22 protein-coding genes are annotated in these 26,044 nt (G+C 76.5%); 13 read left to right on the top strand and 9 right to left on the bottom strand.

What is annotated here, in order from left to right; translation table 11 throughout:
- Nucleotides 1-20 precede the first annotated feature (20 nt).
- Both ABRQ22_RS08825 and ABRQ22_RS08820 read right to left on the bottom strand, forming a co-directional pair.
- A complete protein-coding gene (locus ABRQ22_RS08825; RefSeq protein ID WP_154798692.1) occupies nucleotides 21-641 on the bottom strand; it encodes an L-threonylcarbamoyladenylate synthase in 621 nt (206 codons plus the stop codon).
- Between the two features lie 77 nt (nucleotides 642-718).
- Nucleotides 719-1,699, bottom strand: a complete 981-nt coding sequence (locus ABRQ22_RS08820) for a pyridoxal-phosphate dependent enzyme (protein ID WP_353709260.1) — start codon at nucleotides 1,697-1,699, stop codon at nucleotides 719-721.
- Nucleotides 1,700-1,793: 94 nt separating this feature from the next.
- On the opposite strand from ABRQ22_RS08820, the gene ABRQ22_RS08815 reads away from it, so the two are divergent.
- From ABRQ22_RS08815 to ABRQ22_RS08805, 3 genes are read left to right on the top strand one after another with little or no spacing between them, the layout of a single operon-like run.
- Entirely contained in the window at nucleotides 1,794-2,702 is a 909-nt protein-coding gene (locus ABRQ22_RS08815; RefSeq protein ID WP_353709259.1) for a LysR substrate-binding domain-containing protein, read from the top strand.
- Nucleotides 2,703-2,750: 48 nt separating this feature from the next.
- Nucleotides 2,751-3,881, top strand: a complete 1,131-nt coding sequence (locus ABRQ22_RS08810; protein ID WP_353709258.1) for a Dyp-type peroxidase — start codon at nucleotides 2,751-2,753, stop codon at nucleotides 3,879-3,881.
- The gene (locus ABRQ22_RS08805) at nucleotides 3,878-4,738 is read left to right on the top strand and encodes a family 1 encapsulin nanocompartment shell protein (RefSeq protein WP_253049496.1); all 861 of its coding nucleotides are present in this window, start codon (nucleotides 3,878-3,880) and stop codon (nucleotides 4,736-4,738) included. The genes ABRQ22_RS08810 and ABRQ22_RS08805 overlap by 4 nt, the downstream gene beginning before the upstream one ends.
- Nucleotides 4,739-4,781: 43 nt before the next feature.
- On the opposite strand, the gene ABRQ22_RS08800 is transcribed toward ABRQ22_RS08805, so the two are convergent.
- A complete protein-coding gene (locus ABRQ22_RS08800) occupies nucleotides 4,782-5,636 on the bottom strand; it encodes a UbiA family prenyltransferase (protein ID WP_353709257.1) in 855 nt (284 codons plus the stop codon).
- 147 nt (nucleotides 5,637-5,783) lie between these two features.
- On the opposite strand from ABRQ22_RS08800, the gene ABRQ22_RS08795 reads away from it, so the two are divergent.
- From ABRQ22_RS08795 to ABRQ22_RS08775, 5 genes are all read left to right on the top strand, one after another.
- Complete coding sequence (locus ABRQ22_RS08795; RefSeq protein ID WP_253049500.1) at nucleotides 5,784-6,920, top strand: 3-oxoacyl-[acyl-carrier-protein] synthase III C-terminal domain-containing protein; 1,137 nt, start codon at nucleotides 5,784-5,786, stop codon at nucleotides 6,918-6,920.
- A complete protein-coding gene (locus ABRQ22_RS08790; RefSeq protein ID WP_353709256.1) occupies nucleotides 6,917-7,477 on the top strand; it encodes an isoprenylcysteine carboxyl methyltransferase family protein in 561 nt (186 codons plus the stop codon). The genes ABRQ22_RS08795 and ABRQ22_RS08790 overlap by 4 nt, the downstream gene beginning before the upstream one ends.
- Before the next feature lie 10 nt (nucleotides 7,478-7,487).
- Nucleotides 7,488-8,600, top strand: a complete 1,113-nt coding sequence (locus ABRQ22_RS08785; RefSeq protein ID WP_253049503.1) for an FAD-dependent monooxygenase — start codon at nucleotides 7,488-7,490, stop codon at nucleotides 8,598-8,600.
- Nucleotides 8,601-8,630: 30 nt separating this feature from the next.
- Nucleotides 8,631-9,179: a hypothetical protein gene (locus tag ABRQ22_RS08780; RefSeq protein ID WP_253049505.1), complete on the top strand. Its 549-nt coding sequence runs from the start codon at nucleotides 8,631-8,633 to the stop codon at nucleotides 9,177-9,179.
- A 65-nt stretch (nucleotides 9,180-9,244) separates the two neighbouring features.
- Nucleotides 9,245-9,604, top strand: coding sequence for an ACT domain-containing protein (locus ABRQ22_RS08775; RefSeq protein WP_253049507.1), 360 nt, complete (start codon nucleotides 9,245-9,247; stop codon nucleotides 9,602-9,604).
- A gap of 69 nt (nucleotides 9,605-9,673) precedes the next feature.
- Here the strand turns inward: ABRQ22_RS08775 and ABRQ22_RS08770 are convergent, their stop codons facing one another.
- The 5 genes from ABRQ22_RS08770 to ABRQ22_RS08750 are packed head-to-tail and all read right to left on the bottom strand — an operon-like array spanning nucleotide 9,674 to nucleotide 18,383.
- On the bottom strand, nucleotides 9,674-10,393 hold the full coding sequence (locus tag ABRQ22_RS08770; protein WP_353709255.1) for a GNAT family N-acetyltransferase: 720 nt from the start codon (nucleotides 10,391-10,393) through the stop codon (nucleotides 9,674-9,676).
- Nucleotides 10,390-12,711: a penicillin acylase family protein gene (locus ABRQ22_RS08765; protein WP_353709254.1), complete on the bottom strand. Its 2,322-nt coding sequence runs from the start codon at nucleotides 12,709-12,711 to the stop codon at nucleotides 10,390-10,392. The genes ABRQ22_RS08770 and ABRQ22_RS08765 overlap by 4 nt, the downstream gene beginning before the upstream one ends.
- Nucleotide 12,712: 1 nt before the next feature.
- Nucleotides 12,713-15,247, bottom strand: coding sequence for a GNAT family N-acetyltransferase (locus ABRQ22_RS08760; RefSeq protein WP_353709253.1), 2,535 nt, complete (start codon nucleotides 15,245-15,247; stop codon nucleotides 12,713-12,715).
- The gene (locus ABRQ22_RS08755) at nucleotides 15,244-16,818 is read right to left on the bottom strand and encodes a SidA/IucD/PvdA family monooxygenase (RefSeq protein WP_353709252.1); all 1,575 of its coding nucleotides are present in this window, start codon (nucleotides 16,816-16,818) and stop codon (nucleotides 15,244-15,246) included. Before ABRQ22_RS08755 ends, ABRQ22_RS08760 begins: the two co-directional genes overlap by 4 nt.
- Nucleotides 16,815-18,383: a pyridoxal-dependent decarboxylase gene (locus ABRQ22_RS08750; RefSeq protein ID WP_353709251.1), complete on the bottom strand. Its 1,569-nt coding sequence runs from the start codon at nucleotides 18,381-18,383 to the stop codon at nucleotides 16,815-16,817. The genes ABRQ22_RS08755 and ABRQ22_RS08750 overlap by 4 nt, the downstream gene beginning before the upstream one ends.
- A 185-nt stretch (nucleotides 18,384-18,568) precedes the next feature.
- Between ABRQ22_RS08750 and ABRQ22_RS08745 the strand changes: the two genes are divergently transcribed.
- The 5 genes from ABRQ22_RS08745 (at nucleotide 18,569) to ABRQ22_RS08725 (ending at nucleotide 25,252) form a co-directional block, all read left to right on the top strand.
- Nucleotides 18,569-20,245, top strand: a complete 1,677-nt coding sequence (locus tag ABRQ22_RS08745; protein ID WP_353709250.1) for an FAD-dependent oxidoreductase — start codon at nucleotides 18,569-18,571, stop codon at nucleotides 20,243-20,245.
- Nucleotides 20,246-20,294: 49 nt separating this feature from the next.
- A complete protein-coding gene (locus ABRQ22_RS08740; RefSeq protein ID WP_353709249.1) occupies nucleotides 20,295-21,830 on the top strand; it encodes an ATP-binding protein in 1,536 nt (511 codons plus the stop codon).
- Nucleotides 21,827-23,140 carry a low temperature requirement protein A gene (locus tag ABRQ22_RS08735; RefSeq protein WP_353709248.1) on the top strand — a complete coding sequence of 438 codons (1,314 nt, stop codon included), beginning with the start codon at nucleotides 21,827-21,829 and terminating at the stop codon, nucleotides 23,138-23,140. Before ABRQ22_RS08740 ends, ABRQ22_RS08735 begins: the two co-directional genes overlap by 4 nt.
- A 302-nt stretch (nucleotides 23,141-23,442) precedes the next feature.
- Nucleotides 23,443-23,916 carry an HNH endonuclease gene (locus ABRQ22_RS08730; RefSeq protein WP_154798684.1) on the top strand — a complete coding sequence of 158 codons (474 nt, stop codon included), beginning with the start codon at nucleotides 23,443-23,445 and terminating at the stop codon, nucleotides 23,914-23,916.
- A 196-nt stretch (nucleotides 23,917-24,112) separates the two neighbouring features.
- Nucleotides 24,113-25,252 (top strand): endonuclease/exonuclease/phosphatase family protein, encoded by a 1,140-nt coding sequence (locus ABRQ22_RS08725; protein ID WP_353709247.1) that lies wholly within the window; start codon nucleotides 24,113-24,115, stop codon nucleotides 25,250-25,252.
- Here ABRQ22_RS08725 and ABRQ22_RS08720 read toward each other — a convergent pair.
- Nucleotides 25,228-25,938 (bottom strand): nucleoside/nucleotide kinase family protein, encoded by a 711-nt coding sequence (locus tag ABRQ22_RS08720; protein WP_253049527.1) that lies wholly within the window; start codon nucleotides 25,936-25,938, stop codon nucleotides 25,228-25,230. The genes ABRQ22_RS08725 and ABRQ22_RS08720 overlap by 25 nt on opposite strands.
- Nucleotides 25,939-26,044: the final 106 nt, after the last annotated feature.

The following is a 26,044-nucleotide window of genomic DNA, read 5'->3' as shown; positions in this document are numbered from 1 at the left end:
GCCGCCTGAGCGGGCGATCCCTACTCGAAGCGGGAGGGGTCCCCCGCACCCACGCGGACGACCTCGGGGGCGCCGTCGGAGAAGTCCACGACCGTCGTCGGCGCGCTGCCTCGCTCGCCGCCGTCGACGACGGCGTCCACGACGTGGTCGAGCTCTTCCTTGATCGCCCACCCGTCGGTGAGCGCCTCGGCGGAACCGGGGAGGATGAGCGAGCTCGACAGGATGGGCTCGCCGAGCGCGGCCACGATGGCCTGCGCGACCGTGTCGTCGGGGATGCGCACGCCGACGGTCTTCTTCTTGGGGTGGGCGAGGCGCCGCGGCACCTCGGACGTCGCGCGCAGGATGAACGTGTACGGGCCGGGCGTGGCGGCCTTGATGGAGCGGAACGCGGAGTTGTCGACCATGACGAAGTGGCCGAGCTGCGCGAAGTCGGCGCACACGAGCGTGAAGTGGTGCCGGTCGTCGAGGTGCCGGATCCGGCGGATGCGGTCCGCGCCCTCCCGGTCGTCCATGCGGCACCCGAGGGCGTAGCCGGAGTCGGTCGGGTAGGCGACGAGCCCGCCGTCCTCGAGGAGGGCGACGACCTGCGCGATCGCGCGCGGCTGCGGGTTGTCGGGGTGGACGTCGAGGTAGCGGGCCATGGCCCCGAGCCTAGGCCCGTCCAGCGGGAGGGCCCGGTGCGCGTGCCCGGCGTGCCGTGACCGCGACGCGACCCGAGCTACCCCGGCAGGTGCGCGGCGACCCGGCGCAGCTCCGCCGGGCTCGCGTTGCCGCCCGAGCACACGACCCCGACCCGACGTCCGGCGAACCGCTCCGGGTCGGCGAGCACGGCGGCGAGCGCCGCCGCTCCCGCGCCCTCGGCGACGGTGCGCGCCGCGGTGAGGTAGATCGCGGCGGCGCGGTCGATCGCGTCGTCGTCGACGAGGACGAAGTCGGCGAGGTGCTCGCGCAGCATCGCCTGGGTGAGCGCGAAGCCGGTGCCGGTGGCGAGGCCTTCGGCGCGCGAGGCGTTGGGCCGCGCGAGGAGGTCCCCGGCGCGCCAGGAGTCGTGCGCGGCGGGCGAGGCGGTGGACTGCACGGCGACCACGTCGAGGTCGGGGGCGAGCGCGCGGGCGACGAGGCACGCGGCCGCGGCGCCGCTGCCCCCGCCGACGGGCACGACGAGCACGTCGAGGTCCGGCGCGCGTTCGAGCAGCTCGAGGTAGGCCGTCGCGACGCCGGCGACGAGCAGCGGCTCGTTGGCGGCGCTGACGAGCCGGGACCCGTCGTCGGCCGCGAGCGCCGTGGCGTGCTCGCGCGCGTCGTCGAACGTGGTGCCGGCGAGGACGAGGCGGGCGCCGAGGTCGCGGACGGCGTCGGCCTTGGTGGGGTTGGGGCTCGTGGGCATGACGATGGTGCAGGGGGTGGCGGTGGTGCGGGCGGCGTGGGCGACGGCCTGGGCGTGGTTGCCGGTGGAGAACGCGGTGACGCCGCGGGCGCGCTCGTCGGGCGTGAGGCGCTGGAGGAGGTTGAGGGCGCCGCGGACCTTGAACGCGCCGGTGGGCTGGAGGTTCTCGTGCTTGACGACGACGTGGGCGCGGGTGGCGTGGTCGAGGGCCGCGTAGGTGCGCGCCGGGGTGGGGTCGAGGTGTGCGGCGAGGAGGCGGCGGGCGTCGAGGACGTCGCGCATCGTGGGCGGGGCGAGGTCTGCGGGGGCCATGCGTCCACGGTGACGGGTGCCGTCCCATAGGTCCAATGCCTGTTCTGAGTGGATCGATCGATCGGATCTATGCTTCGTCGGTGAGGGAGTCGAGATGGACCTGACACGGCTGCGCGTCCTGGCGGCCGTGGCCCGCGAGGGGTCGGTGACGGCCGCGGCGCGGTCGCTGCACTACGCGCAGCCGTCGGTGAGCCACCACCTGGCGCGGCTGGAGGCGGAGGTGGGCGTGCCCCTGCTGGAGCGGCACGGGCGCGGGGTGCGACTGACGGCGGCGGGGCGGCTCCTGGCGACGCGCGCGGAGGAGATCCTGGGGCGCGTGGGCGCGGCACGGGACGAGCTGGACGCGCTGGTGTCGCTCTCGGCGGGGCGGGTGCGGCTGGCGGCGTTCCCCTCGGCGCTCGCGACGCTCGTGCCCGACGTCGTCGCGCGGCTCGCGGGGGACCATCCGGGCCTGGGCGTGGGCCTCGTGGAGGCGGAGCCGCCGGAGGCGCTGGAGGCGCTGCGGCGTGGCGCGGTGGACGTGGCGCTGGTGTTCGAGCACGACCGCTCCCCCGTCGACGTGGAGGGCCTGCGCGCGGTGCCGGTCCTCGCCGAGGAGCTGTTCCTCGTGCGGGCGGCGGACGGCGCGCCGACCCCCGGCGGGCGCGAGCGCGTGCCGGGGGCGGACGCCGCGCCGGGGGACCTCGCGACGCTCGCGGACGCGGCGTGGATCGCGGGCTGCGAGCGGTGCCGCGCCGACCTGGTGGGCCGGTGCGAGCGCGCGGGCTTCACGCCACGGGTCGCGTTCGAGACGGACGACTACGTCGCGGTGCAGTCCCTCGTGGCGGCCGGGGTCGGGGTCTCGCTCCTGCCCGCCCTGGCGCTGCGCGCCCACCGCGACCCGCGCGTGGACGTGCGGGCCCTGCCCGGCGCGGCCCGCCGCGTCCTCGCGGTCACGTACGGGGACCGCCCCGCGCCGGGCACGGCGGCCGTCGTCGAGGGCCTGGTGCGCGCGGCGGCGTGACGCCGCCGCGCGGGTGCGCTCCCCCGGCACGCGTGGCACGCTCGCCTCGTGCCGCAGAACACGACCCAGGGAACCGGCGCGAGCATCGGCGTGCCGGCCGACGTCCCGGAGCCGCAGCCCGTCCTGGGCGGTCTGACCGAGTCCGCGGTGTTCCTCGTCGTCAGCGCGACGGGCTCGCCCGGGTCGCGCGAGCGCCTGCTCGACGTCGCCTCGTCGGTCAACGACCTGGTGCGCGCGGTGGGGTTCCGCCAGTCGGCCGCGGGGCTCACGTGCGTCGTGGGGCTGGGTGCGGCGTTCTGGGACGCCGTGCGCCCGCCCGGGGCGCCGCGGCCCGACGGCCTGCACCCGTTCCGCGCCGTGCAGGGCGCCGTGCACGACGCCCCCTCGACCCCGGGAGACGTGCTGTTCCACGTCCGGGCCGACCGCGCCGACCTCACGTTCGAGCTGACCCGGCAGGTCATGGCCGCTCTCGGCGACGCGGTGCGGGTCGACGACCACGTGACGGGCTTCCGCTACTTCGACTCGCGCGACCTGCTCGGCTTCGTCGACGGCACCGAGAACCCGACGGGCCGCTCGGCCGCGGGCGCCGCGATCATCCCGGACGGCCCGTTCGCGGGCGGCAGCCACGTCGTCGTGCAGAAGTACGTGCACGACCTCGCGGCCTGGGGCGCGCTGCCCGTCGAGGCGCAGGAGCGCATCATCGGGCGGACCAAGCTCGACGACGTCGAGCTCGCGGACGACGTGCAGCCCCCGGACTCGCACGTGTCGCTCAACACGATCGTCGACGACGACGGGACCGAGCGTGACGTCCTGCGCGACAACATGGCGTTCGGCGACCCGTCGACCGGAGAGTTCGGCACCTACTACATCGCCTACGCCGCGGACGTCGGCGTCGTGGAGCGCATGCTGGACAACATGTTCGTGGGGAACCCGCCGGGGCGCTACGACCACATCCTCGACGTGTCCACCGCGCTGACCGGGACGTCGTTCTTCGTCCCCTCGCTCGACCTGCTCGAGTCGCTGGCCGACGACGCCCCGGACGAGGCCGGACGGCCCGCGCCCACCGCACCCGGCACCGCGACCGCGACCGCGACCGCGACCGCGCAGCCTGCCGCACCCGCCACCACCGCGCCCGTCGGGACTCTCGCGATCGGGTCGTTGAAGGGAGAACCGTCGTGAGCACCTCGGAACCGGACCTGGGCTCGGTCGTCCCCACGAGCGGCGCGGGCGCGCCCGGGGACTCGAACCTGCACCGCTGGCTCGCGCCCGTCACGGACGCCGCGTGGGAGGAGATCGCGGACGAGGCGCGGCGCACGTTCGTGCGCAACGTCGCCGGGCGCCGCGTGGTCGACGTGACGGGCCCGCTCGGCTTCGGCACGGCGTCCGCCCGCACGGGACACGTGACCGACGTCGAGGCCCCGCACGACGGCATCCGGGCGCGCCTGCGCGACGTCGTGCCGCTCGTGGAGCTGCAGGTGCCGTTCACGGTGTCGCGGCAGGCGGTCGACGACGTCGCGCGCGGCTCGAAGGACTCCGACTGGCAGCCGGTCAAGGACGCCGCCACGGCGCTCGCGCGCGCCGAGGACCGGGCCGTGTTCGAGGGGTACGCGGCCGCCGGGATCCGCGGCATCGGCCCCGGGTCGGACAACCCGCCGATCGCGGTCCCCGCCGACCCGCGCGACCTGCCCGACGCCGTCGCCGCCGCGCAGACCGAGCTGCGCCTCGCGGGCGTGGAGGGACCCTACGCCCTCGTGCTCGACGCCGACCTGTACACGGCGGTGTCCGAGACCCGCGACCACGGGTACCCGATCCGCGAGCAGCTCGAGCGCATGGTGCAGCGCGACATCGTGTGGGCGCCCGCGCTGCGCGGCGGGTACCTGCTCACCACGCGCGGCGGCGACCACGAGCTGACGATCGGGCAGGACGTGTCCATCGGCTACCTCGACCACACGGCCGACGAGGTCCGCCTCTACCTGTTCGCCTCGCTCACGTTCCAGACCTACACCGCCGAGGCGTCCGTCCACCTCACGCGCTGACCCGCGTCCGGGGCTCGCGTCGGTCGCCTCCTGCGCCGCCCGCTCAGCCCGCGACGACGACGGCGGGCGCCGCGAGCACGAGCAGCACGACGCACACGCCCGCCACCGCCATCGACAGCGCGAACGGGGCCCGGCTGCGGGGCCGCAGCACGCCCACGACCCCCGCCGCGACGGCGAGGAGCAAACCTGCCCCGGCCAGCACCCAGGCCGCGGCGTCCGGCGCACCCGGGGGCGCCAGGACGACGAGGAGCGCGGCCACGCCGAGCAGCGCGGGCGCGAGGACGCTGCTCGCGCGCCGCCCGAGACGGTGCGGCAGGCCGCGGACCCCGGTCGCGGCGTCGTCCTCGAGGTCCGGCAGCGTGTTCGCGACGTGCGCGCCCACGCCGAGCAGCACCGCGGCGGCCACCGCCCACGGAGCCGGCCGGCCGTCCCCGGGCGCGGCGAGCACGACGAACACCGTGAGCAGCCCGAACGAGAGGGCGTACGGGGCCCAGGACCACCACGTCGCCTTGAGCGCCGCGTTGTACGACCATGCGATCGCGACGGCGACGACGTGCACGAGCCCCGGCACCACGCCGGTCGCGAGCGAGAGCACCACGCACGCGCCGAGGGCCGCGAGCGCCGCCGTGCGCAGGGTCGCGGGCGTGACGAGTCCGGTCACGACGGGCTTGTCGGCACGCCCCACCGCGAGGTCGCGGCGCGCGTCGAGCCAGTCGTTGCTCCACCCGACCGAGAGCTGGCCGGTGAGGACCGCGAGCGCCACGAGCGTCGTCGTGCGGGCACCCGCACCGATCCCGGCCGAGAGCGCGAGCGCGAACAGGGTGACCATCACCGTGGGCGGGAAGTGGCTCGCGACGACCAGCCCCCGCACGAGCCCCCGCGACCGCCCCGACGCCATGGCCGCACCGTAGTCCGGCTGCGGGTGCGGTGCCCGCCGTCGGGACGCCTGAGCGCGGCTCGTCACCCGTCGGACGTCGACGCGGCCGACCGCGCGGCGCGGCTCGCCCCCCGCGCGGGCGGCGCAGGCCGGTGGGACGATGCGGGCATGTCGCGCGTCGTCGCCGTCGGGACCTCGCTTCCCGACCATGCGTACCGCCAGGACGAGATCTCCCGGGTCACGAGCGAGCTGCTCACGGACGACCCGGTGCGGCGTGCGCTCACGCGCCGCCTGCACGCCCACGCGGGAGTGGAGACCCGTCATCTCGCCCTGCCGGTCGAGGACTACGGCGGGCTGTCGTTCGGGTCGGCCAACGACGTGTTCCTCGCGCTCGGCACGGACCTCGCGGAGCGGGCGTGCCGGGCGGCGCTCGACGACGCGGGGCTGCGCGCGGACGCGGTGGACCACGTCGTCCTGACGACCGTCACGGGCGTCGGCGCGCCCACGCTCGACGTGCTGGTCGCCGCCCGGCTGGGCCTGCGCTCCGACGTGCGGCGCACGCCGTCGTTCGGGTGGGGCTGCGCCGGGGGCGCCGCGGGCCTGGCGCGAGCGGACGACCTGCTGCGGGGCCGGCCGCGCGACGTCGCGCTCCTCGTGGCGGTCGAGCTGTGCTCCCTGACGCTGCAGCGCGGCGACCCGTCGACGGCGAACCTCGTCGCGTCGGGCCTGTTCGGCGACGGCGCGGCGGCGGCGGTCCTCGTGGGCGACGAGCACCCGCTCGCGCGGCGCCCCGGTCCGTACGGGCGGGCCGCGCGCGACGGGGGGCGGGCGTGCGGCGCGCGCGTCGTCGACTCGCGCTCCCACCTGCACCCCGGCACGACGGGCGACCTCGGGTGGCGCGTGGGCGACACGGGGTTCGAGATCGTGCTGTCCGCGCGCCTGCCGGAGCTCATCGGGGCGCACCTGCTCGGGGACGTCAAGGCGCTCCTCGCCGAGCACGACCTCGAGCCGGCCGACGTCGGAGCGTGGGTCGTGCACGCGGGCGGCCCCCGCGTCCTGGACGCCGTGCGCGACGCGCTGGGCCTCGCCGAGGAGGACCTCGCGCTCAGCCGCGCGTCCCTGCGCGACGTCGGGAACCTGTCGTCGGCGTCCGTGCTGCACGTGCTCGCCGCGACGCTCGGACGCGACCGCACGCCGCCCGGCACGCCCGCCGTCCTCCTGGCGTTCGGCCCCGGGGTCAGCACCGAGCTCGTGCTCCTGCGCCTCGACGGGCGCGGTGCACCCCGCGCGGGGGCGGACGGATGAGCCTCGCCTGGTACGTCGTGCTCGTCGGCGCCACGGCGGTGGAACGCCTCGCGGAGCTCGTGGTGTCCGCGCGCAACGCGCGCTGGTCCTTCGCGCGCGGCGGCGTGGAGTCGGGCCGGGGGCACTTCCCCGCCATGGTCGCCCTGCACATCGGGCTCCTGGTCGCGTGCGTCGCCGAGGCGTGGCTCGCGGACCGGCCCTTCCTGCCCTGGCTCGGCTGGCCCATGCTCGCCCTGGTGCTCGCGAGCCAGGGGCTGCGCTGGTGGTGCATCGCGACGCTCGGACCGCGGTGGAACACGCGCGTCATCGTCGTGCCCGGCCTCCCGCTCGTGGCGCGCGGTCCGTACCGGTGGCTGCGTCACCCCAACTACGTCGCGGTCGTCGTCGAGGGTTTCGCCCTCCCGCTCGTGCACTCGTGCTGGGTCACGGCTCTCGCGTTCACCGTCCTCAACGCCGTGCTGCTGGCCCGGTTCCGCATCCCCGCCGAGGAGCGTGCGCTCGCGCTCGCCACCGCGGCGGGGGCGAGCGCCGACGGCCCGCCGCGCCCCCGGTCGTGACGGGCGCGACGTGAGCGTCCCGGCACGCACCGAGGTCCTCGTCGTGGGCGGCGGCCCCGTCGGCCTGGCGGCGGCGCTGCACGCCCGGCGGGCCGGGCGCGAGGTCGTCGTGGTCGACCGGCGCGCGGGCGTCATCGACAAGGCGTGCGGGGAGGGCCTGCTTCCCGGCGCGCTCGCCGCCGTGCTCGACCTCGGCGTCGACCCGCCCGGGCACCGGCTCGCGGGCATCAGCTACCGCGACGCGACCCGCCACGCCGACCACCCCTTCGCCGCCGGACCGGGGCGCGGCGTGCGACGCACCGCCCTGCACGCGGCGCTGCGCGAGCGCGCGCTGGCCGAGGGCGTCCTGATCGAGCAGGCGACCCTCCGCGGGCTGAGCCAGGACGACCGCGGCGTCGACGTCGCGCTCGACACCTCGCCCCGCGCCGCGCACCGCCTCGGCCAGGACGCGGGCGGCACACGCACGCACGTGCGCGCGTCCTGGGTGCTCGGGTGCGACGGCCTGCACTCCACGGTCCGGCGCCTCACCGGGCTCGACGCCCCCGCCCACGGCCGCGCCCGGTTCGGGCTGCGCACCCACTACCGCACGACGCCGTGGAGCGACCTCGTCGAGGTGCACTGGGCCCCGCACGCCGAGGCGTACGTGACCCCCGTCGCGCCCGACGTCGTCGGCGTCGCCGTGCTGGCGCGGCGCGGCGACGCGAGCCCGGCGCGGGGGGACGGCGACGGCGCGCGGGCGGGGCTCGACGCGTTCGCCGAGCTCGCCGACCGGCTGCGCGACGCCCCCGCGGTGGGGCAGGTGCGCGGCGCCGGGCCGCTGCGCCAGCGCGCCCGACGGCGCACCGCCGGGCGGGTGCGGCTCGTCGGCGACGCGTCCGGGTACGTCGACGCGCTCACGGGCGAGGGCGTGCGCGTCGGGCTCGCCCAGGCCGACGCCGCGGTGCGCCACCTCGACGACGCGGGAGCGTACGAGCGGGCGTGGTCGCGCGCCACGCGGGACTACCGCGTCCTGACGACCGGCCTGCTCGCATGGGCGGGCAGCCCGGCCCGCGGGGCGATCGTGCCCGCGGCGAGCGTCGCCCCGTGGCTGTACGGCGCGGTCGTCGAGCGCCTCGCCCGCTGACGAGCCGCGCCCGGCCGGTAGGGTCGGCGCGTGACACGGTCCCGGCAGCGCCTCGGCGCGGGCGCGCGCGGCCAGTGGTGGGCGCTCGTCGCGGGCGTCGTCGGGCTCGGCGCCGTCGAGGTGCTCACGGTGCACCTCGTCGCGGGGGCGCTGCTGCCGGACGTCGCGGCCCTCGTCGTCGACGTCGTCCTCGGCCTCGCGACGCTCGCCCTGGTCCTCGCCCTCGCCTCGCCCCTCTGGGCGTCGGTCCGCCTCGGCCCCGACGCGCTCGTCGTGCGGTTCGGCTGGGTCGGCGGCGTCGTCGTGCCCCGGGCGGACGTCGTGGCCGCCGGCACCTGGACGGGGACAGCAGTGCGGCCCGTCGAGATCGGCGCGGGTCACGACGACCCGGCGGACGGCGGGGAGCGCACCGGCGCGCACGGCGTCGTGTCGTTCGTGCGGTCCGCGCGCTCACCCGTGGTCCGCCTCGACCTCGCCGCCCCGGTCGCGGCCCGGGTCGCGGGGACCCGTCGCGTGACCGCGACCACCGTCCTCGTCGGGGTCGACGACCCCGAGCCGCTGCTCGCGCTCGCCCCGTAGCGCACGCGCCCGCGGACGCCGGGGCGACGACGGCCGTGTGGGCGCAGGCGGATACCGTCCCGCGCATGACCTCGCTCGACCTCCACGTCGTCCCCGACCGCTTCCTCCTCGCCCACGTCCCCGGCGCCACGTTCCCCGAGGACGACGAGTGGGTCGCGCTCGTGCGTGCCCCCGAGGGCCTGACGGTCGTGCGGCACGCGTCGCCCTTCGACGACGCCGAGCGGTGGGCCGGGTTCTACGGCTCGGCGCACGACCTGACGACGACCGGGGTGCTCGCCTCCGTCGTCGGGCCCCTCGCCGACGCGGGCATCGCCGTGTTCGTCGCGTCCACGTTCCACGCGGACCTCGTGCTCGTGCCCGAGGACCGCCTCGACCAGGCCACGCACGCTCTCCGCGACGCCGGTCACGCCGTCGCCCCCCGCTGAGGCGCGCACCGGGACGGGGGCACCGCGCGCCCCCGCGCCCGACCCCGTCGACGACGTCGCGCGCGGGAGTCAGTCGCGCGACACCGCCGCCGCCGCGGCGAGGAGGTCCCGGGCGCGCTCGCGGGTGAGGAACGCGAGCACCGCGTCCTTCTCCCCGACGCGCACGCGGCCCGCGGTCTCGAAGCCGAGCGCGCGCATCCGGGCGTGCGCCCTCGCGTTCGCCGCGTCCGGCTCGACGACGACGCGGTCGACGCGCGGGTTCGCGAAGCAGAACGCGACCATCAGCGGCCCGACGGCACCCCACAGGTCCGCGCCGCGGGGGCCCCGCGCCCCGAGCAGGAGGTGCGCGCCCACGTCGCCGGGCCGCACCGGGTACGCCTCGCCCACCGGGTCGTGCTCCGGCTCGTACGTCTGCAGCAACGCGACGGGCGTCTCGTCCCACCGCACGAGGAACGCGTGGTGCGTGGGCAGCGAGCCGACGTACGCGTACAGGTCGCGCAGCTCGGCCCGGGACATCTCCGCCAGACCCCAGAAGCGCGCCCGCGGCCGGGTCACCCAGTCGTGCAGCACGTCGAGGTCGGCATCGGGGTCGAGCACGCGCAGCGTCAGCCGGCCACCGCCCGGGGCGGCGTGCGTCAGCAGGAGCTCGCCCGGCGCCCCCGTCCGCAGCCGCCTGCTCCCGGGGGGAGCGACGTCGCCAGCGGGAGCGGCGAGGTCGGCCTCGCCACCCGGTCCGGTCGGCACGTCGGGGAAGGTCGCGGTCGTCGCGGTCCTCGCGGGGGTCGTCATCGGGTCTCCTCGTGGCGCAGCAGGGTCCAGTCGGTCACGACGGGCACGGTCTCCCCGACCGCCCACGCCGTGAGCTGGTCGGCGAAGTGCGGCGAGCGCGGGTCCCCGCTCGCGCCGAACGGCACGCCCCAGCGGCTCGCGTCGCGGTCGGCCAGGTCCCACGCCCAGCGCGCGACCGAACCGCGCACGCACACGTCGCTGATCCCGGGCACGCTCGCGGTGCAGCACACGGTGTCCGTGTCGCCGCCGAGCGGCAGCGACGGCACGCGCGGCGCCGTGGCGCCCGGGACGTCGAGGAGCACGTGCAGGCCGAGCACGCGGTGGGTCGCGCCCCACACCGGCACGGTGCTCGCGGGCACGGTGCTCGCGCCGTCGGGGTCGGGCGGCACCCGGTCCGGCCCGTCGGGGCCGTCGACACGCGCGCCCGCGGGAGCACGCACGACCTCGCGCAGCGCGGCCCACGCCTCGCCCGTCCCGTCGATCCCCAGCCACGCGGCGGCGAGCAGCGCCGGCAGCGCGTCCGCGACGCGTGCCGTGACCGACAGCCACGGGGCGAAGACGGTGTCGAGCCCGTGCGGCGCGTGCAGGGGCGCCAGGGCGGGATGCGTGGCGACCCGGCGCACGAGCGCCGCACGCCACGCGGCGAACAGGGCTGCGTCCGCGCTGTCCGCGTCCATGCGACGGTCCCACGCGCGCAGGCGGCGGGCCGCCCGCGCCGATGCGGGGTCCGTCGCGCCGACGGTCGTACCGGACGCGCCCTCGCCACCCGTCTCCCCGCCGCGCCCGGACCCGCCGCCCGCGGACCGGCCGAGCCAGCGCAGCAGGTCGTCCGCGCCGCCGAGCAGCGCGTCCGCGTGCACCCGGGTCTGGTCCGCTGCCGTCCCGTCCTCGCCCGCGGCGTCGAGCAGCGCGCGGATCCGCCGCGCGCGGTGGGGCGGCGCGTAGGTGTGGCCCAGGTCGAGCCCCGGTCGTCCCGGGCGTTCGTTCGCGTCGACCGCGACGTCCTCGACGACCACGGGAGCGGGCGGCACGACCCACGGCCGGGCGCGCGCGGCGTCGGACCACGCGAGCAGGGGCAGCGCCCGTTCCGCACGGTCCCGGCGGGGCACGCGGCCGGCGGTGACCGACAGCACCGTGTCGCGGTCCGCCGCGAGCACGCGGTCCACCGGGTCGACCCACGTGCCGAACGCGTCGGTGACGTCGCGCGCCGACCGCGCCCGCAGCAGCCGCCGCCACGCCGCGACGCCGAGGTCGGCGTCCACGCGCGCGGGCAGGCGGAGCGCGAACGTGCGGCCCGGTTCCTCCGGACCGCCGGTCACCACGACGCCGCGCGCCGTCTCGACCGTCTCCACCCGGTGCTCCACGGGTCCCCCCGCGGCGCGCACGCGCACCGTGGCGACCACGACGTCCGCGAGCTCCGGTCCCTCCGGACCCCGTGCCTCCACCCGGCCGTCGTCCGTCCGGCGCAGGCTCTCGGCGATCACGTCGACGTGGTGCGCCATCGCGTTCGTCACGCCCCAGGCCGCGGCGCCGGCGTGGCCGAAGTGCGGGAGGCCGGGCACGCCGGGAAAGGCGAGACCGACGACGTCGTAGTCGTCGCACGCGAGCCGCACCTGCTGGTACACGCCCGGCAGCTCGAGCAGGCGGTGCGGGTCGCCCGCGAGCAGCGGCGCCCCGCTGCGCGTCCGCCCGCCCGCGAGCGCCCACGCGTTCGACCCCGAGCCGGGACCGCCATCCACGGCGAGCAGGTCGAGCACGGCGTCGAGCGGCACGTCGGGACGCGAGCGGGCGAGGTCGGCACCGAGGGTCCGGGCGACGTGGTCGCGCCACAGCACGTGCGGGAAGCCGGAGAACAGGACGTGCGCGACGAGGAAGACGCCGAGCGGCGCCCACGCGGGCCACGGCTCGTGCGGCGGCAGGTCGGCGCCGCCGGGCCACGCCGGGTCGGCGAGCGCGCGCAGCTCGGGCACGTCGCGGCCCCGGACCAGGCCCTCGTTGACGCCCGCCGTGTACGCGTCGACCCAGGCGCGGTCGTCGGCCGCGAGCGCCGCGTAGGCGCGGCGCGCGGTGTCGGCGAGGCGGACCCGGTGGGCGAACCGGTCCCACGCGAGTCCGGGCTCGCCCAGGCGCTCGGCGAGGCGGCCCTCGGCGCGCCACCGGTCGACCTCGATCTGCCAGCCGCGGTCGAGCGCGGTGACGTACCCCTGGCCGCGGGCGAGCGCGAGCTCGTCGGCTGCGCGCACGTGCGGCACGCCCCACGCGTCGCGGTGCACGGCGAACCCGCCGGGCGGGACGCCCGGTACCCCAGAAGTCCCCACGTCAGGCGTCCCGCGCGGCGGGGTTGGCGAGCGTGCCCGCGTACAGGAGGGACGCGGACTGGTCCGCGAGGTCGACCATCTGGAGCGTGTTGCGCAGCTGGAGGCGGTTGAGGCACGAGTGCGCGAACCGCGGGGCGCGCAGGTCGACGCCGGAGCGCAGGTCGGGGTGGTCGGCGCGGTGCGCGTCGAGGCACTCCGCGACGAGGCGCCAGAACCGGTCCTCGGGCAGCACGCCGTCGCCGGCGAGGATCGCGGCGAGGTGGCGCAGCACGCCGTCGAACACGTCGGTGAAGATCGCGAGCGCCTTCTCCTCGTCGTCGACGACGGCGCGCACGCGCTCGACGTCGGGCGGGAGCGGGGCGTCGCCGAGGACGGCGATCTCCTCGCCGAGGTCCTTCATGACCGCGCGGACCACGACGTGGTCGCGGAGGACGAGGATGAGGTTCTCGCCGTGCGGCATGAACGCGAGGTCGTGCGCGAGGAGCGCGTGGGCGAGCGGGCGCAGGTAGGCGTCGAGGTAGGCGCGCACCCAGTCGGCGGGGTCGAGCCCGGAGGCGCGCACGAGCGCGGTCGCGTGCGCGGCGCCGTCGGGGTCGCGGTGCAGGAGCGCGGCCATGGTGGCCAGGCGCTCGCCGGGCGCGGTGCGCGGCACGGGGCTCTCGCGCCACAGGGCGGCGAGCATCTTGCGGTGCGCGGACGGCGTGGCGGTGCGGTGGTAGACGTCGCCGGTGTACCCGATCGAGGCGAGCTCGCGCAGGACGGTGAAGCCGCGCCCGCCGAGCTCGGGGTCGGCGGCGACGAGGTCGGCGACCCAGTCGTTGATGGCGGGGGTGTCGCGCATGTAGGCGGGCGACAGCCCCCGCAGGAAGCCCATGTTCTGGATCGCGAGGGCGACCTTGACGTAGTGGCGGCCGGGCCGGGTGAGGTTGAACAGCGTGCGGATCGACTGCTGCGGCTGGTACTCGTCGGCACCCTGGCCGACCGGCACGAGGTCGCCGCGCGCGACGTCGGCGGCGAACGTGATGGGCACGCGGTGCTCCCACTGCCACGGGTGCACGGGCAGGTAGAGGTAGTCGGCCGGTTCGAGGCCGCGCGCGGCGAGCCGGTCCGCGAACGCGGCGCGCTCGTCGTCGGACAGCTCACCCGCGTAGTGCGACGCCTCGTCGAGCCCCGCGCCGAGCGCGAGGTGCGTGTGCTCGCGCCGGGCCGCGAGCCACACGAGGCGCACGCGCCCGCCGTTCTCGGGCGCGTACGCGCGGTACTCCGCGAGTCCGAACCCGATGCGCCCGTTGTTCGCGACGAACCCCGGGTGCCCCTCCGTCATGGCCGCCTCGACCTGCTGGAACGACGCGCCGAGGAGGTCGGTGGCGCTCGGCCCGCCGGTGCGCTCGTACCGCTCGAGCTTCGCCGTCGCGCTCGCGAGCGTGGACGACACCTCCTCGAGGTAGGTGGCGAGCAGGTCGTCCGGGATGCGCAGGTCGGGCTGGAGCTGGACGACGAGGTCGAGCGCGTCGACCGGCAGCTCACGCCGCGCGCCCGTGCCGCCCGCACCCGCGGGGTCGCCCGCCTCGGCCGTCCGGTTCGCCGCGCCGTGTCCGGCCCGCGCGGTGCGCCGGATCGACGCCTCATCGAGCACCCAGTGCTCGAGCGCGTACCGCCGCGCGACGAACCGGTACTCCACCGAGCCCTCCGCGACGGGCAGCACGTACTCGCCCGGACCGTTCGCCGCGTCCGGCCGGACCACGGCGCGCGGCGCGAGCAGGCGCTCGTGCGTGAGCTCCGCGATCGCCTTGGCGACGAGGTGCCGGTGAGCGCGGTCGGCCAGGTCGGGGCGCAGGTGGGGGGCGAGGTCGACGCCGTCGCCGAGCGGGCTCGCGTCCAGGTCCGCGCGCGTCGCGACGGCGAGGTGCGCCGTCTTGCCGGGCAGCTCGAGCTCGCGCAGCACGCGGAACCCGGCCGCGGCGTTCTTCGCCGCGATCGCGGCGTTGCGCACGTCCGGCTCGACGACGACGCGCCGCGCCCCGCGCCCGGCGGGGTCGAGGCAGAACCGCACGACTGCACCCATCACCGCGGACGTGAAGCCGCTGCGCGCGGGTCCCGCCGGCGGCGCGACGAGCAGGTGCATCCCGACGTCGCCCGGCTCCAGGAGCGCGACGGCGGCCGGCGCGTCAGCGAGCGTGACCCGCGCCGGGTCGTAGGTCTCGACGAGGAACGCGGGCGCGCCGTCGACGCGCCCGAGCCACGCGTCCTGGTGCGGGTCGGCGGCCACGTCCTCCAGGTAGGCGCGCGCCCCGTCCACGTCGAGGTGGCCGAGCTGCCAGAACACCGACCGTGGGTGCGCGAGCCAACCGTGCACGAGCGCGGCGTCGCGCGCCGGGTCGACGGCCCCGAACGAGACGTCCGCGTGACCGCTGCCGAGCCGGACCCGCACCGCGAAGGCGGCGCCCACGCGCGCGACCGACGCCGCGACGTCCGGCGACGCGAGGTCGGACGACGGCACGGCCGACGTCGCCGTCGTCACGGCCGGGGCGCTCATCGGGCCTCCCCTCCCGGGCGCCCGCCCGCCACGACGCGGGCCGCGTCCGACGGGGTGAGAGGCGTGGTCGGAGACCGGTCGGCCGAGGGTGCGGCGGCGTCGGGCAGCCCGAACGTCTGGAACGCGATGCGCTCCTCGACGGGGTACACCTCACGGCCCGTGACCGTGCGCAGCACGACGGCGTTGCGCCACGCGGCGAACCCGAGGTCCGGCGCGGTGATGCCGTGCGTGTGCTCCTCGCCGTTGAGCACGTGCACGCGGCGCGCGTCGTCGACCGTGTAGTCGCGCGCGACGTCGAACCGGCCGAGCTCGTCGAACCGCAGCAGGTGGCGCACCGGGTCGAGGAACGCGGGGACCGCCGCGGCGTAGCCCGTCGCGGCGACGAGCGCGCGCGTGCGGCGCTCGACCTCCCGCCCGAGCTGCGCGTGCCGCAGGCGCAGCACGTACTCCCCCGCCGCGTCGGGGTGCCCGGCCGCGCTCTCGTCGTCGCGCCCGTGGCTGGCCGGCTCGTAGCGCGCGGCCACGACCTCGGTGTCCGTGAGCAGTGTCGTCGGCACCGGGCGGTCGAGGCTCAGGCGGTACAGCGCGTCGTAGATGTCGTCCACGAGGTCGCCGCTGATGCCCTTGTACAGGCCGCGCTGCTCGCGGCCGAGGAGCTGGCGCAGCTCGAGCGGCAGGGCGTGGAAGTGGTCGGTGTACTCCGGCGAGGTCATCTCGAGCGTGAGCTTCGTGTACTCCATGGGGAAGAAGCGCGGCGAGCGCGTCACCCAGTCCAGCCGGTAGCCGGGGCGCCGCGCGTCGCCGTGCACGCCGTCGAGCAGGTCGCGGTAGACCTCGGCGGCCGACTGGCCGCTGCCCACGACCGTGACCGAGCCGGCGGCGGCGAGCGCGTCGCGGTGCGGCAGGTACTGCGCGCTGTGCACGAGCGGCCCGGCGCCCGGGTGCTCGCCGCGCGCGACCTCGTCCGCGAGCGCCCGCAGCGCGGGCGGCAGCACCGGCGCGGTGCCGACGCCGAGGACGAGGTGGCGGCCCCGGTGCTCCTCGGTGCGTGTCACGGCACCGTCGTCGTCGAGGACCTCGGCCCGCACGACGAAAGCGTCGGCGGCCGGGTCGTGCTCGACGGCGACGACGCGCCGCGACCAGCGCAGCGAGCCCAGGCGGGCCGCGACCCAGCGGCAGTACGCGTCGTACTCGGCGCGGAGCGGGTAGAAGGACTCGCGGATGTAGAACGGGTAGAGCCGGCCCGTCGCCTTGAGGAACGCGAGGAACGAGTACGGCGACGTGGGGTCCGCCATCGTGACGAGGTCGGCGAGGAACGGGACCTGGATCGTCGCGCCCTCGATCATCATCCCGGGGTGCCAGCGGAACTCGGGCGCGGCGTCGAGGAACACGGCGTCGACGTCGTCGAGGGGCGCGGACAGCGCGGCGAGGCCGAGGTTGAACGGCCCGATCCCCACGCCGACGACGTCGCGCACGCGCGCCGGATCGTGGGGCGCCGGGGCGGGGCCGCTCGTCCTGGGAGCCGGCACGGGGTTCGTCGCCGAGGTCGTCCTCGGGGTCGTCGTGGTCATCGGGTCACCGCCCGGGCGGTCGCGAGGGACGCCACGAGGTCCGCGGCGTGCGTCGCGACGTCGTCGTCGTGCAGCAGCGCGTCGCGCTCGACGAGCGCCTGAGCCGTCGTGCGGACGAGGTCGAGCACGTGGCGCACGTCCGCGAGCGTCACGGTCGGGTTGAGCAGCGTGAGCTTGAGGCACGGGACGCCGTCGAGCACGGTCCTGGCGACGACGGCGCGCCCGGACTCGAACAGCACGCGCCGCACGAGCGGCACGAGCCGGTCGGCGTGCTCCGCGGCCAGCCCCGGCGGCTCGTAGCGGAACAGGACCGTGGACAGGTCGGTACGACCCAGCACGCGCAGGTCGGGGTCGTCCGCGAGGTCGGCGTGCACCGCGGCGGCGAGGTCGCACACCGCGTCGACCATCGCGCCGACCCCGTCGGGGCCGAGGGCGCGCAGCGTCGCCCAGAGCTTGAGCGCGTCGAAGCGCCGGGTCGTCTGCAGCGACACGTCGACCTGGTTCGGCTCGGGGTTCTCGCGCGGGTTGAGGTAGTCCGCGTGGTGCGCGACGCGCTCCAGGTCGGCGCGCTCGCGCACGACGAGCGCGCTCGCGGACACGGGCTGGAAGAACGCCTTGTGGTAGTCGACCGTCACCGATCGCGAGCGTTCGATCCCGTCGAGCAGGTGCCGGCGGGTCGGCGACACGAGCAGCCCGCAGCCGTAGGCGGCGTCGACGTGCAGCCACACGTCGGTCGCGTCGCACACGTCCGCGACCTCCGCGAGCGGGTCGACGCAGCCGCGGTCGGTCGTGCCGGCGGTCGCGACGACCGCCATGACCACGTCGCCCGCGGCCCGTACCGCGCCGATCGCGGCCGCGAGCGCCGCGGGGTCGAGGCGGCCGTCGGCGTCGGCCCCGACCCGGACCACGGCGTCGTCCGCCAGGCCCAGCAGGAGCGCCGACCGCGCGACGCTGAAGTGGCTCGACGCCGCCGCGAGGACCCGCAGGCGCGGCAGCACGGCGGACCGGCCGGGACCGCCCGCGCGGGCCGCACGAGCGACCGCGCGCTCGCGGGCCAGGAAGAGGGCGTGCAGGTTGGACTGCGTGCCCCCGGACGTGAGCACGCCGTCGCCCGCGGCGTACCCGACGCGACCCGCGGTCCACGCCACGACGCGCCGCTCCATGAGGGTCGCCACCGTCGACTGGTCGAACGTGTCGACGGACGTGTTGATCGCCGCGAGCATCGCCTCGGCGCCGACGGCGGGCAGCGCGACCGGGCAGTTGAGGTGGGCGGCGTACGCGGGGTCGTGGAACCACACCGCGTGCGTCGCGTACAGGTCGGCGGCCTCGCGCAGCGCCGCGTCGGTGCCGATGCCCGGAGCGTCGAGGTCGACGCGGTCCACGAGCGTCGCGAGCTGCGCGCGGCTCGCGCCCGACCAGGGCTGCGTCACCGCCGCGACCCGCGACGCCACGTCGTCGACGACGCCGTGCAGGGTGCTCGCGTAGTCGCCCGCGGTCGTGCCGGTGAGCAGGGCCGGGGCGGTCGAGGTACCGTGCGCGGGCGCGACGGATCGTGCTGAGAGCATGGCGAGGCTCCAGGTACGGGGAGAGGACCGCCGCGGATCGCGGCGAGGCAACCTGAGGTTTGCCTTGCCTAACTTAGCGCAGGCAAACGACCCGTCAAGAGTGACCTGCGCCACGCCGCCGTGGACGCGGGACCGTGGCGGCGGGAGGATGGCACTCGCCCGTCTGTGGCTCCCGAGGAGGCCGTGTGGAACCCACCGTCGCGACGACACGCCCCGCGATCGTCACCGTGGACGACGACCCCGGGGTCTCGCGCGCGGTCGCGCGCGACCTGCGCCGCCGCTACGGCGACCGGTACCGCATCGTGCGCGCCGAGTCCGGTGCGGAGACGCTCGAGGCGCTGCGCGAGCTCGCGCTGCGCGGCGAGGACGTCGCCGTCGTGCTCGCCGACCACCGCATGCCCGGCATGACGGGCGTCGAGCTGCTCGAGCAGGCCATGGACCTCTTCCCCGCGGCGCGGCGCGTCCTGCTCACCGCCTACGCGGACACCGAGGCCGCCATCGAGGCGATCAACGTCGTCGACCTCGACTACTACCTGCTCAAGCCGTGGGACCCGCCCGAGGAGAAGCTCTACCCCGTCGTCGACGCCCAGCTCGAGGCGTGGTCCGCGACCGACCGGCGCCGGCCCGCCGAGACCGTCGTCGTCGGGCACCGGTGGTCCGCGCGCTCGTCGCAGGTGCGCGAGTTCCTCGCGCGCAACCGCGTCCCCTACCGGTGGTACCCGTCGGAGTCCGCCGAGGGCGCGCGCCTCCTCACCGCCGCCCAGACCGACGGCGACACCCTCCCCCTGGTCGTCACGCCCGAGGGCGAGGCGCTCGTCGCGCCCGACGACGCCACGCTCGCCGAGCGCGTCGGGCTCGCCACGCGCCCCGCGGCGGACTTCTACGACCTCGTCGTCGTGGGCGGCGGGCCTGCGGGGCTCAGCGCCGCCCTGTACGGGGCGTCCGAGGGGTTGCGGACGGTGCTGGTCGAGCGCACCGCGACCGGCGGCCAGGCCGGGCAGAGCTCGCGCATCGACAACTACCTCGGCTTCCCCGACGGGATCTCGGGCGCACAGCTCGCCGAGCGCGCACGGCGACAAGCGGTGCGGTTCGGTGCCGAGATCGTGACGACGCGCGACGCGATCGAGCTCGACGTCGACGGACCCGCGCGCAGCGTCCGCTTCCCCGACGGGACGTCGATCGACGCCCACACGGTCATCCTCGCCTCGGGCGTCTCCTACCGGCTGCTCGACGGACCGGGGCTCGGCGACCTCGTCGGGCGCGGCGTGTTCTACGGGTCGGCGCTCACCGAGGCCACGGCGTGCCACGACCAGGAGGTGTACGTCGTCGGCGGCGCCAACTCCGCGGGGCAGGCGGCGCTCTACCTGGCCCGTGAGGCCAAGCAGGTCACGCTCGTGGTCCGGGGCGACTCGCTCGCCCGGTCCATGTCCTCCTACCTCGTCGAGCAGGTCGAGGCCCACCCGCGCGTGCGCGTCCTGACCCGCACGGAGGTCGTCGCGGCGTCGGGCGACGACCACCTGGAGCACCTCGAGCTGCGCGACGTCGAGACCGGCCGGACCGCGCGCGTCGAGTGCGGCTGGGCGTTCGTGTTCATCGGCGCCGCGCCCCGCACCGACTGGCTCGACGGCGTCGTCGCGCGCGACCCGCGCGGGTACGTGGTGGCCGGTCCCGACCTGCTGCGCGACGGCGCCCCGCCCGCCGGGTGGACGCTCGACCGCCCGCCCTACCACCTCGAGACGTCCGTGCCCGGCGTGTTCGCCGCCGGGGACGTGCGCGCGGAGTCCGCCAAGCGCGTCGCGTCCGCCGTGGGCGAGGGCGCCATGGCCGTCATGCTCGTGCACCGCTACCTCGAACAGCTCTGACCACCACCGGCCCGCGACACGACCCCGACCCGCACCCGGAGGCGACACCGTGACCAGCACCGAGGACCCCACCACGACCCCGCCCGCCGAGGACCCCACCACGACCCCGCCCGCCGAGGGCACCACTCCGGCAGCCGCGCGCGGGTGGCTGCCGTGCGACGTCGACGAGCTGCGCGCCACGTTCCTGTTCGAGCACCTCACCGACGACCAGCTCGCGTGGCTGTGCGCGACCGGGCACGTCGAGCGCCACGACGCGGGCTGGCTGTTCCACGAGGGCACGCCCGCCGAGGCGTTCTACGTCCTGCTCGACGGCGGCGTCGCGCTCTACCGGCGCGTCGGCGAGGACGAGGTCGAGGTCTCGCGCACCCACCAGGTCGGCGTCTACCTCGGCGCGTGGAACGCCTACCTCGGCGACCGCCTCCCCCAGACGTACCTCCACTCGGCGCGCGCCCTGGAGACGTCGCGCTTCTTCGTGCTCGAGGCGCACGACTTCGCCAAGCTCATGACCGAGTGGTTCCCCATGGCGGTGCACCTGCTGGAGGGCGTGTTCTGGGGGACCCGGGACGCGCAGCAGCTCGTCGGGCAGCGCGAGCGGCTGCTCGCCCTCGGGTCGCTCTCGGCAGGTCTGACGCACGAGCTCAACAACCCCGCCGCCGCCGCGGTGCGCGCGACCGGGACCCTCCGCGAGCGCGTCGCCGCCATGCGGCACAAGCTCGCGCTCATCGCCGACGGCCCCTACGACCGCGCCACCCTCGCCGAGCTCATCCGGCTCCAGGAGGAGGCGCTCGAACGGTACGCGGACACCCGGACGGCGGACGCCGTCGGGGCGCTGGAGACCTCCGACCTGGAGGACCGCCTCACCGACTGGCTCGACGACCACGGCCTGCCCGAGGGCTGGCGCGTCTCCCCCGCGCTCGTCCAGGCCGGGATCGACGAGCCCTGGCTCGACCGCGTCGCCGAGCGCGTAGACGCCGGCGCGCTCACCGGGGCCGTGAGCTGGCTCGCGTACACGATCGAGACCGAGCAGCTCATGGCCGAGATCGAGGACGCGACCGTGCGCATCTCGACCCTCGTCGGCGCGGCGCGCCAGTACTCCCAGCTCGACCGGGCGCCGTTCCGGCCCGTCGACGTGCACGAGCTGCTCGACTCCACGCTGACGATGCTCGACCACGCGCTCGCGGGCGTCGAGGTCGTGCGCCGTTACGACACCGGCCTGCCGCCCGTGCCCGTCTACGCGGCCGAGCTCAACCAGGTGTGGACCAACCTCGTCGAGAACGCCGCGCAGGCGATGGGCGGGTCCGGCACGCTGACGGTCACGACGCGGCGCGTCGACGACCGCGCCGAGGTCGAGATCGCCGACACCGGGCCCGGCATCCCCGACGACGTGCGGCCCCGCATCTTCGAACCCTTCTTCACGACCAAGCCGGTCGGGCAGGGCACGGGGCTCGGCCTCGACATCTCGTGGCGGATCGTCGTCAACAAGCACCACGGGGACCTCACGGTGACGTCCGTGCCCGGCGACACGCGGTTCGTCGTGCGCCTCCCGCTGGAGCCCGCGCAGCCCGCGCAGACTCCGCAGCCGTGACCGCCCCCGCCCCCGCGGGGACGTCGCCCGTCGGCGAGGAGCGCCACGCGTCGTGGCTCGAGCTCTTCTTCGACCTCGTCGTCGTCGCGGGCATCGGGATGCTCGCCCACCTGCTGCAGGAGGACCACGACCGCGGCGGGCTCGCGCTCTACGTCATCGCCTACACCGCGTTCTGGCTCGTGTGGGCGTGCTTCACCACGTACGGCAACGTCGCGGGCGAGGGCGCCCGGGCGCTGCCGATCCTCGCCGGGATGGCGGCGCTCGCCGTGATGATCGCGGCGGTGCCCGGCATCCACGACGAGCACGCACAGCCCTTCGCGGTCGCGTACGTCGTGGGCCGGCTCGTCGCCGCGCGACCGTGGCGCCGCACGACCGTCGTCGTCGACCTGCCGGTGGTGCAGGCGCTGACGGGGGTCGTGCCGTGGATCGTGTCGTGGTGGTTCGACGGGCAGACGCGGTACACGCTCTGGGCGGTCGGCCTCGCGATCGACCTCCTCCTGCTCCTCACCCTCTCGGGCGAGCGCCTCGTGCGACGCGCGCAGGAGCGCCTCGACGAGGTCCGCGAGCGCCGGGGTCGCGGACCGGGTGCCCGGCGCGACCGTCCGGGGCGCGGCGACCGGGAACGCCCGCTGGAGAGTTCCGCGCGGCGCACGGCCGGGCGGACCGGACGGGGCGGACGGCGGGGCGCGGACGCCGTCGAGGTGCCGACGACGGTCGACGCGGCCGTGACCGACGTCCCGCACCTCGGGGAGCGGCTGGGACTCTTCGTCATCATCGTGCTCGGCGAGGGCCTCATCCAGGCGATCGACGCCGCGAGCGGGGCCGAGTGGGACCGGACGCTGCTCGTGGCAGGCGCGGGGGCGTTCACGCTGCTCGTCGCCCTGTGGGCGCTCACGGTGCGGTCGGGCTACGCGGGCGTCACGCTGCTGCGCCCCGCGGGGGTGCCGCCACGGTCGGCGTGGTTCCTGCACCTCGTGACGACCGGCGCCCTGGCCACCCTCGCGGGCGCGCTCGGAGGCGTCCTGGACGAGCCCGCGCGGGCGCTCGACCCGGGCGAGCTCGCGCTGCTCGTCGGCGCGTTCGCCGTGCACGGGCTCGTGTCCGCCGGGGTGCACGCCGTGCTGCGCGACGTACGCACCGCCGTCGTGCTCGCCGTGCCCGTCGTCGTCGCCGGGGCGGTCGCGTGGCTCGCCGGCGGCACGATCTCGGCCGCGGGGCTGGTCTGGGTGCTGTCGGGCGCGCTGCTCGTCCAGCTCGCCCTCGCCGGGCGGCCCCGCGCGGCGAGCGCCCCGGCCGGGGCCGACGCCTGACGCCGGCGACGACCTGCCGGGTCAAAACCGTGGACGTCGGGCGGTCGCGGGCATAGCCTCGTGGCGTCCGGTCGAACCCGCCCGGACGCACGATCATGACGACCGGTGAAGGGGAGGTGGACCCGCGTGCTGCACCAGTGGTCCACCGACTCGTCCCGAAGGGCGCTCCTCAGGTAGACGACGCACGTCGTCCACCTGCAGAGCCGTCCTGGGGCACCGTCCTGGGGCGGCTCTCGTCGTCACCGCCCCAGGTCACGGCCGCCACGGCCGCCACGGCCACCGACACGACAGGAGGCGCGACGATGAGCGAGGTGGTCATCTACAACCTCGGCGGCAGCCAGGAGCTCGGCCGCGTGTCGTTGCGCCACGCCATCCGCATGCTGCACCGGCGGGTCGCCGAGGTCCTCGAGGCGGTCGAGGGCGAGACGTTCGGCCCCTACCAGCGGCCCCGGTCGGTCGCGCTGGTGCGGTACGTCCACGCACGCTGGGTGTACGAGCGCCAGGGCCGCGTGCCGTACTCGCGCGCGGCGCTGCTGCGCCGCGACCGGTACCGCTGCGCGTACTGCGGCGGGACCGCGACGACCATGGACCACGTGGTCCCGCGGTGCCAGGGCGGGACCACGACGTGGCTCAACGCCGTCGCGGCGTGCGAGCCGTGCAACGCCGCCAAGGGCGGACGCACGCCCGAGCAGGCGGGCCTGCGGATGCTCAGACGCCCGTTCGAGCCCGCGTTCCGCGACATCTACCCGTCGGCGCCCGCCCCGCGCAGACGCTGACGGGTCCACCGACCGGTCCCCGGTCGGCTCCCCAGGCCGCCCGGCCGGTGGCGGTGACACCGGCCGGGCTTCCCCCTCCCCCTCACGATCGCCGCGTCCCGAGGTCCCGGACCGGGCGTCGTCTCCCTCCCTCCTCGTAGAGCCGGTCCGCGTCTCGCACCCACCCCGGGTCCCGGACCGCGCGAGGGAGACCACGATGGCGAGGTTCCGGGTCGGGACGTTCAACGTCGAGAACCTGTTCGAGCGCCCGCGCGCGATGGCAGGCCCGCTCACCGGCGGCAACGCGGTCCTCGCGGCCCACGCCCGGGTCAACGCGCTGATCGCCGAGGAGCAGTACGGGCCGGGCGTGCGGGCGGAGATCCTGGAGCACCTGGAGACCCTCGGCCTGCTGCGCTCCGACTCCGCGGCGCTCGCGGTGCTGCGCCAGGTCCGGGGGCGGCTCGTGCGCCGCACCGGCTCTCAGGCGGCGGGCACGGCGCGCACCGAGGTCGTCGCGACCGGGCGCGGCGACTGGGTCGGCTGGGTCGACCTCGTCAAGGACCGGGTCGACGAGCTCGCCATGACGCACACCGCCCGGGTCGTCGCCGACGTCGACGCCGACGTCCTGGCCGTCGTCGAGGCCGAGAGCCGGGTCGCGCTCAAGCACTTCACGGACGCGGGCGTCGTCACGCCGTCCGGGCGTCCCGTCTACCCGCACGTCATGGTCATCGACGGCAACGACGACCGCGGCATCGACGTCGGGCTGCTCACCACACGGCCGTACCGGATCGGGTCCGTCCGCTCGCACGTCGACGACCGCGACTCGCGCGGGCGCCTGGTGTTCGGCCGCGACTGCCCGGAGTACGCCGTCGAGCTGCCCGACGGCGGCACGCTCACCGTGCTGGTCAACCACTTCAAGTCCAAGGGCTACGGCACGCAGGCCGAGTCCGACGCGACCCGCCGCCGCCAGGCGACCCGCACGGCCGCGATCTACGCGGGCCTGCGCGCCCGCGGCGAGGAGAACGTCGTGGTCGTGGGCGACCTCAACGACACGCCGTCGTCGACCCCGCTGCGCCCCCTGCTGGAGCGGACCGACCTGCGCGACGTGAGCGAGCACCCCGCGTTCCGCGGCGACGGCCGGCCGGGCACGTACGGCAACGGGACCGCGAGCCAGAAGATCGACTACGTGCTGCTGTCCCCTGCGCTGTTCGAGCGCACCGTCGGCGGGTCCGTGTTCCGCAAGGGCGTGTGGGGCGGCGCGAACGGGACCCTGTTCCCCCACTACGACACGATGACGTCGGCGACGCACGCGGCGTCCGACCACGCCGCCCTCTACGCGGACGTGGACCTCGCCTGAGGGGCGAAGGCGATCGCCCCGGACACGACGAGGTCGGCGCGCGACCGCGTCGACTCGACGAGGAGCGCGTTGCGCCCGTCGACCTCGGTGGCCCAGGCGGTCGCGGCCTCGACCGTGCGGCCGTGGCGGGTGTGCCGGTCGACGAGACGACGCTCGCGCTCGGCGTCGCCGGTGCTGCAGAACCACGCCTCGTCGAGCAGGTCGCGCACGCGCCCCCAGGGCTCCTCGCCCACGAGGAGGTAGTTCCCCTCGACCACGACGACGCGGTGCCCCGGGTCGACGGCGATCTCCCCGGCCACGGGCTCGTCGACCTCGCGGTGGAACGACGGCGCGTACACGGTGCGGTCGCGCTCGTCGCGCACCCGGCGCAGCAGGGCGACGAAGCCGTCGCCGTCGAACGTGTCGAGCGCGCCCTTGCGGTCGTGACGGCCGAGCCGGTCGAGCGTCGCGTTCGCGAGGTGGAAGCCGTCCATCGGCAGGTGCACCGCCTCCGGACCGAGCGCCTCGACGAGTCGGAGCGCGAGCGTCGTCTTGCCCGCACCGGGGCTGCCGGTGATCCCGACGACGACCCGACCGTCCCCCGACCGTTCCGCCAGCGCGCGCACCCGCGCGACGAGCGCAGCCAGATCGGCGAGCCTGGCGGGGGTGCAGGGCAGGTCGGGCGAGGCGTCGTACTCGGCGGTCATGGACCCAGTGTCCCGTGGTCGACGACGTCGCCGCGCCGCGTCCGTGCGGCGGGCCGCCGCGCGGTCGATGAGTCGCGCGTCCCGGTCGGGTCTCACCCTCGACCGA

The organism is Cellulosimicrobium sp. ES-005, from assembly GCF_040448685.1.
In the GTDB taxonomy this organism is placed as follows: Bacteria; Actinomycetota; Actinomycetes; order Actinomycetales; family Cellulomonadaceae; genus Cellulosimicrobium; species Cellulosimicrobium cellulans_G.
This window is presented reverse-complemented; position numbering and strand designations above follow the sequence as displayed.

What these genes read in the sequence shown, in the direction of transcription:
- ABRQ22_RS08725 (WP_353709247.1), top strand. Translation starts at nt 24,113, where the DNA reads ATGGCGAGGTTCCGGGTCGGGACGTTCAACGTCGAGAACCTGTTCGAG.
- ABRQ22_RS08720 (WP_253049527.1), bottom strand. Translation starts at nt 25,938, where the DNA reads ATGACCGCCGAGTACGACGCCTCGCCCGACCTGCCCTGCACCCCCGCC.
- ABRQ22_RS08825 (WP_154798692.1), bottom strand. Translation starts at nt 641, where the DNA reads ATGGCCCGCTACCTCGACGTCCACCCCGACAACCCGCAGCCGCGCGCG.
- ABRQ22_RS08795 (WP_253049500.1), top strand. Translation starts at nt 5,784, where the DNA reads ATGTCGCGCGTCGTCGCCGTCGGGACCTCGCTTCCCGACCATGCGTAC.
- ABRQ22_RS08755 (WP_353709252.1), bottom strand. Translation starts at nt 16,818, where the DNA reads ATGACCACGACGACCCCGAGGACGACCTCGGCGACGAACCCCGTGCCG.
- ABRQ22_RS08770 (WP_353709255.1), bottom strand. Translation starts at nt 10,393, where the DNA reads ATGACGACCCCCGCGAGGACCGCGACGACCGCGACCTTCCCCGACGTG.
- ABRQ22_RS08730 (WP_154798684.1), top strand. Translation starts at nt 23,443, where the DNA reads ATGAGCGAGGTGGTCATCTACAACCTCGGCGGCAGCCAGGAGCTCGGC.
- ABRQ22_RS08815 (WP_353709259.1), top strand. Translation starts at nt 1,794, where the DNA reads ATGGACCTGACACGGCTGCGCGTCCTGGCGGCCGTGGCCCGCGAGGGG.
- ABRQ22_RS08760 (WP_353709253.1), bottom strand. Translation starts at nt 15,247, where the DNA reads ATGAGCGCCCCGGCCGTGACGACGGCGACGTCGGCCGTGCCGTCGTCC.
- ABRQ22_RS08820 (WP_353709260.1), bottom strand. Translation starts at nt 1,699, where the DNA reads ATGGCCCCCGCAGACCTCGCCCCGCCCACGATGCGCGACGTCCTCGAC.
- ABRQ22_RS08800 (WP_353709257.1), bottom strand. Translation starts at nt 5,636, where the DNA reads ATGGCGTCGGGGCGGTCGCGGGGGCTCGTGCGGGGGCTGGTCGTCGCG.
- ABRQ22_RS08750 (WP_353709251.1), bottom strand. Translation starts at nt 18,383, where the DNA reads ATGCTCTCAGCACGATCCGTCGCGCCCGCGCACGGTACCTCGACCGCC.
- ABRQ22_RS08790 (WP_353709256.1), top strand. Translation starts at nt 6,917, where the DNA reads ATGAGCCTCGCCTGGTACGTCGTGCTCGTCGGCGCCACGGCGGTGGAA.
- ABRQ22_RS08775 (WP_253049507.1), top strand. Translation starts at nt 9,245, where the DNA reads ATGACCTCGCTCGACCTCCACGTCGTCCCCGACCGCTTCCTCCTCGCC.